This is a genomic window from Marmoricola sp. RAF53, from assembly GCF_052114005.1.
Classification (GTDB): domain Bacteria; phylum Actinomycetota; class Actinomycetes; order Propionibacteriales; family Nocardioidaceae; genus Marmoricola.
The window spans coordinates 1-9,899 of sequence record NZ_JBFRDX010000045.1; the positions used below are offsets into that span (position 1 = coordinate 1).

General features: G+C 69.8%; 10 protein-coding genes, 1 other RNA gene and 1 pseudogene. 9 read left to right on the forward strand and 3 right to left on the reverse strand.

The genetic code is table 11. The annotated features are described in order from the left end of the window. The first annotated feature begins 129 nt into the window (after nt 1-129). The 7 genes from ftsE to AB4Y76_RS21155 are packed head-to-tail and all read left to right on the forward strand — an operon-like array spanning nt 130 to nt 6,819. Entirely contained in the window at nt 130-819 is a 690-nt protein-coding gene (ftsE, locus tag AB4Y76_RS21125; protein ID WP_441928939.1) for a cell division ATP-binding protein FtsE, read from the forward strand. A gap of 16 nt (nt 820-835) precedes the next feature. Further along, a complete protein-coding gene (gene ftsX, locus AB4Y76_RS21130; protein WP_441928941.1) occupies nt 836-1,756 on the forward strand; it encodes a permease-like cell division protein FtsX in 921 nt (306 codons plus the stop codon). A gap of 57 nt (nt 1,757-1,813) precedes the next feature. Further along, a complete protein-coding gene (locus tag AB4Y76_RS21135) occupies nt 1,814-3,076 on the forward strand; it encodes a peptidoglycan DD-metalloendopeptidase family protein (RefSeq protein WP_441928943.1) in 1,263 nt (420 codons plus the stop codon). A 60-nt stretch (nt 3,077-3,136) separates the two neighbouring features. Then, the gene (smpB, locus tag AB4Y76_RS21140; RefSeq protein WP_441928945.1) at nt 3,137-3,613 is read left to right on the forward strand and encodes an SsrA-binding protein SmpB; all 477 of its coding nucleotides are present in this window, start codon (nt 3,137-3,139) and stop codon (nt 3,611-3,613) included. Continuing rightward, nucleotides 3,610-4,500: an amidohydrolase family protein gene (locus tag AB4Y76_RS21145; RefSeq protein ID WP_441928947.1), complete on the forward strand. Its 891-nt coding sequence runs from the start codon at nt 3,610-3,612 to the stop codon at nt 4,498-4,500. Before smpB ends, AB4Y76_RS21145 begins: the two co-directional genes overlap by 4 nt. 29 nt (nt 4,501-4,529) lie before the next feature. Continuing rightward, nucleotides 4,530-5,306: an SDR family NAD(P)-dependent oxidoreductase gene (locus tag AB4Y76_RS21150; protein ID WP_441928949.1), complete on the forward strand. Its 777-nt coding sequence runs from the start codon at nt 4,530-4,532 to the stop codon at nt 5,304-5,306. Nucleotides 5,307-5,334: 28 nt separating this feature from the next. Further along, on the forward strand, nt 5,335-6,819 hold the full coding sequence (locus tag AB4Y76_RS21155) for an MFS transporter (protein ID WP_441928951.1): 1,485 nt from the start codon (nt 5,335-5,337) through the stop codon (nt 6,817-6,819). A gap of 11 nt (nt 6,820-6,830) precedes the next feature. On the opposite strand, the gene AB4Y76_RS21160 is transcribed toward AB4Y76_RS21155, so the two are convergent. After that, on the reverse strand, nt 6,831-7,184 hold the full coding sequence (locus AB4Y76_RS21160; protein ID WP_441928953.1) for an iron chaperone: 354 nt from the start codon (nt 7,182-7,184) through the stop codon (nt 6,831-6,833). Between the two features lie 114 nt (nt 7,185-7,298). Between AB4Y76_RS21160 and AB4Y76_RS21165 the strand changes: the two genes are divergently transcribed. Together AB4Y76_RS21165 and ssrA are read left to right on the forward strand one after the other, a co-directional pair. Next, a complete protein-coding gene (locus AB4Y76_RS21165; protein WP_441928955.1) occupies nt 7,299-8,903 on the forward strand; it encodes a pilus assembly protein TadG-related protein in 1,605 nt (534 codons plus the stop codon). 65 nt (nt 8,904-8,968) lie between these two features. After that, nucleotides 8,969-9,341, forward strand: a transfer-messenger RNA (tmRNA) gene (gene ssrA, locus AB4Y76_RS21170). Nucleotides 9,342-9,408: 67 nt separating this feature from the next. Here ssrA and AB4Y76_RS21175 read toward each other — a convergent pair. Further along, nucleotides 9,409-9,699, reverse strand: a complete 291-nt coding sequence (locus AB4Y76_RS21175; RefSeq protein ID WP_441928957.1) for a hypothetical protein — start codon at nt 9,697-9,699, stop codon at nt 9,409-9,411. Beyond that, a pseudogene (locus AB4Y76_RS21180) lies at nt 9,597-9,899 on the reverse strand (hypothetical protein); the annotation flags it as partial. The pseudogene AB4Y76_RS21180 and the gene AB4Y76_RS21175, both read right to left, overlap by 103 nt.

Consider the following 9,899-nt stretch of genomic DNA (forward strand, 5'->3'; position numbering starts at 1 on the left):
GCGCCTGTGGACGCGCCCGGGCGCGTCCGCAGGCACACGACTGGGTGCCACCGCCTAGACTCGACGACGGCCGGAAAGGCGCCGACGTGCGCCTGAACGAACTGTCCCCGACCCGGCCGCCCCGACCTTGTGATCCGATTCGAGAACGTCTCCACCATCTATCCGGGCCAGCACAAGGCTGCGCTGTCGGATGTCACCGTCGACGTCGAGAAGGGCGAGTTCGTCTTCCTCGTCGGCGCGTCCGGCTCCGGCAAGTCGACCTTCCTGCGGCTCGTCCTGCGCGAGGCCCGTCCGACCCAGGGCCGCGTCTACGTGGCCGGCAAGGAGATCAACCGGCTGGCCAGCTGGAAGGTCCCGGCGCTGCGCCGCAAGATCGGCACCGTCTTCCAGGACTTCCGGCTGCTGCCGAACAAGACCGTGGCGGAGAACGTCGCGTTCGCGCTGCAGGTGATCGGCAAGCCGAAGAGCCACATCGAGGCCGTGGTCCCCGAGACCCTGGAGCTGGTCGGTCTGGAGGGCAAGGGCGAGCGGATGCCCGACGAGCTCTCCGGTGGCGAGCAGCAGCGGGTCGCGATCGCGCGCGCGTTCGTGAACCGGCCGATGATCCTCATCGCCGACGAGCCGACCGGAAACCTGGACCCGAACACCAGCGTGGGCATCATGAAGCTGCTGGACCGCATCAACCGCACCGGGACGACGGTGGTGATGGCGACGCACGACGCCGGCATCGTGGACCAGATGCGCAAGCGGGTCATCGAGCTGGCCGACGGGCAGGTCGTGCGCGACCAGTCCCGCGGCGTCTACGGCTTCCAGCACTGAGGGGTACTCACCAGCCATGCAGCTTCGCTACGTCTTCTCCGAGACCGGCACCGGCCTGCGCCGGAACGTCTCGATGACCATCGCCCTCGTGGTGACGATCTTCGTCTCGCTGACCCTGGTCGGCATGGGCCTGCTGCTCAACCAGCAGGCGCAGAAGGCCGAGGACTACTGGGGCAGCAAGCTCCAGATCACGGTCTACCTGTGCAACCAGAACTCGCGGACCCCGCACTGCACCTCGGGGGCGGTGAACGACGCGCAGAAGGCGGCCATCAAGGAGGTCATCGACACCCACCCGGAGGTCGCCTCGTCGTACCTGCAGACCAAGGAGGAGGCGTACGCCACCTGGAAGCGGGTGTTCATCTCCAAGGACAAGACCGAGCAGCAGATCTACGCGACGGTCACGCCCGAGGACATGCAGGAGTCGTACTGGGTCACGCTCAAGGACCCGAACCAGTTCCGCGGCGTCGAGTCGGCGTTGTCGGGGATGGACGGCGTGGCGTCCGTGCACGACCTGCGGGCGGTCCTGAAACCGATCTACTTCTGGATGTCGCTGATGAAGTGGGGGGCGCTCTTCATCGCCGGGTTCCTGCTCGTGGCGGCGATCCTGCAGGTCGGCAACACGATCCGGCTGGCGGCGTTCGCGCGCCGCAAGGAGATCGGGATCATGCGTCTGGTCGGCGCCTCGAACCTGTACATCTCGCTGCCGTTCCTGATGGAGACGCTGGTGGCGGCGCTGATCGGCGTGCTGCTGGCCTCGCTGGCGATCGGGGCGGTCATGTACTGGGCCGTCTACGGCCGGTTGCGGAACAATTCCCAGATCGTGGAGTGGGTCGACTGGCACGACGCGCTCGTCGCGGTCGGGGGCATCGCGATCCTCGGCGTGCTGATCACGCTGATCCCGACACTCGTGATGACGCGCAAATACCTCAAAGTCTGAGCCCGGCGGGTTACTGTCACTCTGTTCACTTCTTCCCCAATTTGAACAGGCTCCCTCGTGGCTCGCACCCTTCCCCGGACGACCCGTCATCGCGTCACCACGGCGCTGGTGTCCCTCTGCGCCCTCGCGGTGGCCAGCGGCGCCGTCCCCTTCCCGAACGCCCAGGCCGATGACCTGCACGACAAGAAGCACAAGGTGCAGCAGGGCATCCAGGACGCCCAGGGCGACCTGGAGGACTCCAGCGCCGCACTGATCGCCGCGACCACCCGGCTGCGCACCGCGCAGACCCAGCTGGACTCCGCGCAGCGGACCCTGGCGGCGACCGAGGGCCAGCTCACCGCGGCCCGCGTGCTCGACGCGCAGATGCAGGCCAGGCTCGCCCAGGCGGTCGCCGCGCTCGAGCAGGCCCAGGCGGAGGTCGAGGCCGGCAAGGCGAAGGTCGTCGAGCAGCGCGGGGACATCGGCCGGCTCGCCGCCGCGGACTACCAGTACGGCGACCCGCGGCTGCTCGGCCTCTCCATGGTGCTCACCTCCCAGGACCCGGTCGAGCTGGCCTCCCAGCTCAACACCGTCGACAACCTGATGGACCGCGAGAACCGGATGTACGCCGACCTGCAGGCCACCGAGGTGCTGCTGCGGGTCCAGGCCAAGAAGGTCGCCGCCGCCAAGCAGGCCGTCGCCGAGCAGCGCCAGGCGGCCGCCGTGAACCTGGCTCACAAGCAGGCCCTCGAGCAGGCCGCCGTCGCGAACCGTGCCCGCGTGGTCGCGCTGGTCGGCGTCCGCAGGAACGCCACCGTGGCCGCGGCCCGGGCCCGCGCCGCCGACGCCCGCAAGCTCCGCCAGCTCAAGAAGGAGGAGGCCCGGATCCGGGCGCTGATCATCCAGCGGGCCAAGCACTCCAAGGGCGGCTACTCCGGCGACACCGGCGGCTTCCTGCGCCGGCCCGTCGACGGCTACGTCACCTCGCCGTTCGGCTGGCGCAAGCACCCGATCTACGGCTACTGGGGGCTGCACAACGGCGTCGACTTCCACGCGCCGTGCGGGACACCGGAGATGGCCGGTGCCGAGGGCACCGTGATCTCGGAGTACTACTCCGACGTCTGGGGCAACCGGTTGATCCTGGACGTGGGCAAGGTCAACGGCAAGGCGATGACGCTGATCTACAACCACATCAGCTCCTACAAGGTCGGCAACGGCGCCCGGGTCAGCCGCGGCCAGACCGTCGCCCTCGCCGGTACGACCGGGTGGTCCACCGCCTGCCACCTGCACTTCACGGTGATGCTCGACGGCACCGCGGTCGACCCGATGAAGTTCTTCTGAGGGACGCGCGAAACCTCGTTGCCGGGGCCTGAGAGACTGCGCCTTGGAAAGGGGTGACCCATGCCCAAGGAGCAAGGGCGCAAGATGATTGCGCAGAACCGCAAGGCGCGGCACGACTACCAGGTCGACGACACCTACGAGGCCGGCCTGGTCCTCGTCGGGACCGAGGTGAAGTCGTTGCGTGCCGGCCGGGCCACGCTCACCGACGGGTTCGCGGAGATCCACGACGGGGAGGCGTTCCTGCACGGCGTGCACATCCCCGAGTACGCCCAGGGGACCTGGACCAACCACGAGCCCCGCCGGGTCCGCAAGCTGCTCCTGAACCGCCACGAGATCGACAAGATCGAGTCCAAGGTCAACGAGCGCGGCTTCACCCTGATCCCGTTGGCGCTGTACTTCAAGGACGGCCGTGCCAAGGTCGAGCTCGGGCTGGCCCGTGGCCGGAAGACCTACGACAAGCGCCACGCGATCGCCGAGCGCCAGGCCAACCGGGAAAAGCAGCAGGCGCTCGGTCGCCGGCTCAAGGGCCACGAGTGAACCCGAAGTCGAACCCGGAGCCGACCCCGGCGCCGACCCCGGAGGACCTCGGCATCCCCGGGCTCTTCGACGTCCACGTGCACTTCCTGCCGGAGAACATCCAGCGCGCGGTCTGGCGGCAGTTCGACGAGGCCGGCCCGAAGATCGGCCGGCCCTGGCCGGTCCTGTACCGGGGGAGCGACGAGGAGCGGGTCGAGCAGCTGCGGGGCTTCGGCGTACGGCGCTTCACCGCGCTGCCCTACGCGCACAAGCCCGGCGTGGCGGCGTACCTGAACGGGTGGGCGGCCGAGTTCGCCGCCCGCGTCCCGGAGTGCTTGCGGTCGGCGACGTTCTACCCGGAGCCGGGCGTCGAGGGCGACGTCGCGGCCCTGGTCGCCGACGGCGTCGAGGTCTTCAAGCTGCACACCCAGGTGGGGGAGTTCCTGCTCGACGACCCGCTGCTGCTGCCGGCCTGGGAGGTGCTGGAGGAGTCCGGGACCCCGATCGTGGTGCACGTCGGGTCCGGTCCGGTCGGCAACGCCTTCACCGGCCCGGAGCACCTGGAGCGGCTGCTGCGGCTGTTCCCGGACCTCCGGGTGATCGTGGCGCACCTGGGGGCGCCGGAGTTCGCCGAGTTCTTCGACCTGGCCGAGCGCTACGAGCACACCCGGCTGGACACCACGATGGTCTTCACCGACTTCTTCGTGCCGTTCCCCGACGCGCTGCTGCCGCGGGTCGCCGCGCTGGGCGGCAAGCTCCTCTACGGCAGCGACTTCCCGTCGCTGCCCTACGAGTACGGCCACCAGTACGACGGCCTGGCCCGCCTGCTGGGTCGCGCGCCGGGCCTCGACGAGGGCTGGCTCGCCGGAGTCTGCTGGCACAACGCGGCTGCACTGTTCGGCTCCTGAGCGGGGTTCGTGCGTGGAAGGATCCGCGCATGACCCTCACGCCTGCCCTGCGTCCGGACGTCTTCGCCGGTCGCTCGATCCTCGTCACCGGCGCCTCCTCGGGCCTGGGTGCCGCCGCCGTACGACGCTTCGCCGCCGCCGGTGGCCAGGTCTACGCGGCCGCCCGCAACGCCGAGCTGCTCGCGACCGTCGCCGCTTCCTGCGCGGACCTGCCGGGCGACGTCGTCTTCGGGTCCCACGACGTCACCTCCCCGGACGAGTGCCGGGCCGCGGTGGCCGAGACCGTGGAGGCGTTCGGCCGGCTCGACGTGGTCGTGAACAACGCCGGCCGGCACGACTTCCGGACCACCACCGAGGTCACCGACGAGCAGTGGGCGCACGACGTGGCGCTCAACCTGGGCGGGGCGTTCTTCGTCGCCCAGGCGGCGATCCCGCACCTGCTGGAGGTCGGCGGCAACATCGTCAACGTGGCCTCGGTCGCGGGGATCATGGGCGAGGCCTACTCGGCGGCGTACACGGCGGCCAAGCACGGCATCGTCGGCCTGACCAAGGCGCTGGCGGTGGAGTACCTGGACACGCCGCTGCGGGTGAACTGCGTGTGCCCGGGCGGCATGAACACCCCGCAGGTGACCACCATCGAGGTGCCCGAGGGCGCGGACTGGGACCTGATCATGCGGGTCTCGGCCAAGCGCGGGCTGATGGACGCCGACGCGGTCGCCGCGGTGATCGCCTTCCTCGCCTCGGACGACGCCGCGGCGGTGCACGGCAGCATCCTGCCGGTCGACCAGGGACACCTCGCGGGGTGATGTCGGCGTACGGGACTAGCCTCTTCCCGTGACCCCAGCCCTTCCGACCGGACGCGTCCGGACCACCGCCGTCCTGGTCCTCTTCGTCGCCACCTTCATGGACCTGCTCGACACGACCATCGTCAACGTGGCGCTGCCGTCGATCCAGCAGGACCTCGACGCGACGCCGTCGCAGCTGGAGTGGATCGTCTCGGGCTACGTGCTCGCCTTCGCGACGGTGCTCATCACCTCCGGCCGGCTCGGTGACCTCTACGGGCGCAAGCTGGTCTTCCTCGTCGGCGTCGTCGGCTTCACCGCGGCCTCCGCGCTGGCGTCGTTCGCGCCCACGGCCGAGGTCCTCGTGCTGTCCCGGTTCGTCCAGGGCTTCTTCGCCGCGACGATGGTGCCGCAGGTGCTCTCGATCGTGCAGGTGCTCTACAGCCCGAAGGAGCGCGCCGGCGTCCTGGGCGCGTACGGCGCGATCACCGGCTTCGCCGCGGTCGCCGGTCCGCTGCTCGGCGGCATCCTGGTCACCAACGACGTCGCCGACCTGGAGTGGCGCAGCATCTTCGTCATCAACATCCCGATCGGGATCCTGCTCGTCGTCGGCGGCTGGTTCCTGATCCCGGAGACGCGGTCGCCGCACCGCACCAGCCTGGACATCCCCGGCGTCGTCCTCAGCTCGTCGGCCCTGTTCCTGACCTCGTTCGCGCTGATCGAGGGCCGCCCGCAGGGCTGGGACTGGTGGATCTGGGCGCTGCTCGGCCTGGCCGCCGTGCTGGCCGTGGTCTTCGTGCTCTACCAGCGCCGGGTCGAGCGCGGCGGCGGCCTGCCGCTGGTGCCGCCGAGCCTGTTCCGCGACCGCGGGTACGCCGCGGGCACCTTCACGTCGCTGGCGTTCTTCGGGTCGATCGGCGCCTACTTCTTCGTCGTCATCCTCTACCTGCAGATCGGCCTGCACTTCAGCCCGATCAACGCCGCGCTGGCGACGCTTCCGTTCAGCCTCGGCGCCTTCTTCGCCAGCGTCGCGTGCGTGCCGCTCGTGGACCGGCTCGGCAAGCACCTGGTCACGATCGGCCTGGTCGGGTTCACGACGGCGGTCGCCTGGACGGCGCAGACGATCGCGCACCACGGCGACTTGCTGACCAAGAGCGACCTGATCGGGCCGATGGCGCTCGGTGGTGCGGGGCTGGCCGGCGCCGCCATCCCGTTGATCGACGTCTCGCTGGCCAACACCGACGTGAAGGACGCCGGCGCCGCGTCCGGCGTCCTTGGCACCTTCCAGCAGGTCGGCGGCGCGCTGCTGCTCGCGTTGGTCGGGGTGGTCTTCTTCGAGGTGATCGGGGACGCGTTCACGCCCGAGGCGTGGCGCGACGGCGTGCTGCGTGCCCTCTGGGTCCCCGGCCTGGGTCTGGCCGTGGCGGCGCTCGTGAGCCTGCAGCTGCCCGGCGTCGCGGCCGTGCGCCACCACAAGGAGCTCGCCGAGCAGGCCGCCGAGGCGGAGTACCTGGAAGAGGTCGGCGGCACCGCCTGAGCCGTCCCGGGCTAGGTCAGGCCGAGCTGGTCCATCCGGGTCTCGACGAGCAGGCGGACGAGGTCGTCGGGCAGCGGCTCGTCCACGGGGAACTGCAGGGTGCCCTTGCCGCCGCCGTACCCGGCGACCGCGTCCCCGAGCGCGGGCAGTACCGAGCCGCTGTGCGGGAAGTAGCTGAGGTGGTTCTTGAACGCCGCGAACCCGGCGACGACTTTCCCACCGACGCGGAAACCGGGCATCGAGTAGGAGATGCACTGCTCGGCGTCGGGCACGACCGCCAGGATCGAGGTGCGCAGCGCCTCCAGGGTGGCGCGCTTCTCCGGGGGTAGGCCGTCGAGGTAGGCGTCGATCTCGGCTGCGGTCATGGCTCAGCATCGCAGCCTGGTCCGGATCAGGGGTTCGGCTGCGCCACGGGAAGGCCGGCCACTAGTCTTTTCGCATAGGGGACATACAACGCGAATCAGGCAGGGAGGCCGGTCGTGGTGGGGTGGAGGCGTCGTCGTGACGAGCGAGGCGTCGTCGCCGTCGTGGTGGCCCTGGTCGTCTGCTTCATCCTGATCCCGCTCGCGGCCCTCAGCGTCGACATCGGCGTCCAGCGCGTCGCCCGCCGCGACATGCAGTCGGTCGCGGACGTGGTCGCCCTCGACTCCGCGCGGCTCCTCGACGGGCGCACGGTCGGCCAGCTCAGGACCGCCGTGCAGACGGCCGCGGCCCGGAGCGCAGCCCGCAACAGCTCCCGCGCCACGGTCGTCGTCGAGCTCGGCACCGTCAAGGCGGGGGACTACCAGCCGACCGCGCCGCTCGCCGGCTTCAAGCCGACGATCGGCAACGGCCAGGTCCCGAACGCCGTCAAGGTGACGGCGCGGACGCCGGTCGACTTCGCGATCCGCGGCGGCAGCGGCACCGCCAGCCGGTCCTCGGTCGCCGTCACCGATGCCACCGCCTGCTTCAAGGTCGGGTCCTACGCGCTCCGGCTGAACTCATCCAGCTCGGCCCTGCTCAACCTGCTCGTCGGCGACGCCCTCAACGCGGGCGTCCTCACCTACACCGGCCTGGCGACCTCCAGCATCAGCCTGCTCGGGCTCGCCGCGGAGCTGGGCGCCGGTACGCCGGACGAGCTGGTCGCGCTCGACCACCTGAGCCTGGGACGGCTGTACCTCGCGATGGCGAAGGTGCTCGCCAAGGAACAGGGCGACACCGCGAACATCGCGCTGCTCAACAAGCTCGCGCAGCTCAACCTGGGTGCCCTGCCGCCGATCGACCTCGGCGCGCTGCTCGCGCTCCAGGACGCGCCGGCCGCGGCACTGAGCACCAGCGTGAACGTGCTCGACCTGGTGGCCGGCTCGGCGCTGATCGCCAACGGCAGCAACGCGCTCGCGGTCCCGAACCTGACCGTCGGCATCCCCGGGCTGGCCGGGGTCAGGGCGAGCCTGAAGATCGTCCAAGCGCCGGTGATGACCTGCGGCCGGGTCGGCGCGAGCCAGCACACCGCCCAGGTCGTCCTGCACGTCGACCTCGGGATCCCCGGGTTCGACATCGGCCTCCTCGGCCTCGACGCCGACGTGTCCCTGAACGTCGAGCTCGCCGAGGGCACCGTCACGCTCGACGAGATCTCGTGCGGGCCGAACACCCCGGAGGGCATCGGCGTCTCGGTCGCCTCCTCGCTGGCCCAGCTGAACGTCGGGCTCTTCGGGCAGCTCAAGGCCCTCGGCCTGTCGATCGTCGACATCCACGGCAACGTCGGGACGACGGCCGCGCCCACCGGGACGCACCTGAAGATCGCGATCCCGCCGGGCAGCTACGACACCGCGGTCAGCTCCGGGTCCGGGATGGCGCTCACCTCGCTCAAGGTCAACGACCTGCAGGCAACCCTGCTCGGGATCCTGCCGCTCGGCATGAGCCTGGGCTGGATCATCGAGTCGGTGGTCAACCTGGTCGTCGTCCCGGTCCTCAACCCCGTGCTCGCCCTGGTCAACCAGCTCGTCCTCGGCCCGATCAGCGACCTGCTCGGGCTCAACGTCGCCGGCGTCGACGTGTTCGCCGTACCGAAGCCGTCCTGCACCGTCCCGGCCCTGCGTGGTTGAACTGCGTGGGAATCAGTTCGTTCCTCGAGGTGTTCCCCACTAGACTTCGGTCGTACAACTCAAGAGGGGCTGATTGGTTTCGACTAGGGACGTTGGTCCCAGGAGAAGCGGGTCGAGAAGCCAGCGTCATCTCGTAAACGTTCGCTGGAAACCTATAACTGCCAACAACACTCGCAGTTCCTTCGCTCTCGCTGCCTGAGCAGTGATCGAAGCGTCAGACCGGGCATCCGCCTTCGTCCCGGACTCTGGCGTCATCTAGAAGGCTTGCTGATCAACTTCCGTCAGGAGGGTTGATCGGGACTCAATCCTGACTGAGCCCGTCGGTGCACGTGTCCGTGCAAGCACCGGGGCCGAGAAAAGCGCACACCGCGGACTGCACCCGGAGAAGGCCTGGCACGGCGCTCGAGGACGCGGGTTCGATTCCCGCCAGCTCCACGCGTACGCGTGAACGCGACGCCCGCGACCGTTCCCGGTCGCGGGCGTCGCTGTCCGTCGTCGTGCGAGATCAGGCAGCCTCGAGCTCGACGTCCGCCGGCTCCTCGGTCCTGTCGACCTTGGTCACGGTCAGGAACGTGACCAGGGCGAGGATCGCGGCGAGGAAGAGGAAGCTGGTGACGGTCGTCCCCAGGCCGAGGCCGCCGTCGGCCTTGGGCTGGGACAGGTAGTCGCCGATCGACGCGCCCAGCGGGCGGGTCAGAAGACCCCGGTGGAGATCCAGAGCGAGACGCCCATGCCGTCGGTGAGGTTGTCGGTGATCAGGGTGCCGACGACCGAGATCAGCACGACGGCGATCCAGTACACCGACGGGAGGTAGCGGCGGGCCCGGAACTGGAAGACCAGGGCGACCGCCAGCAGCGCTCCCATGAAGATCGAGGTCTTCGTCAGGCCGAGGCCGAGGGTGTCGTTGAGGTAGTCGGCCGCGGTCTCGCCGACCGTGGTGCACAGGATCTTGATCAACCAGAAGTAGACGGTGACTTCGGGGACCTTGTTCAGCAT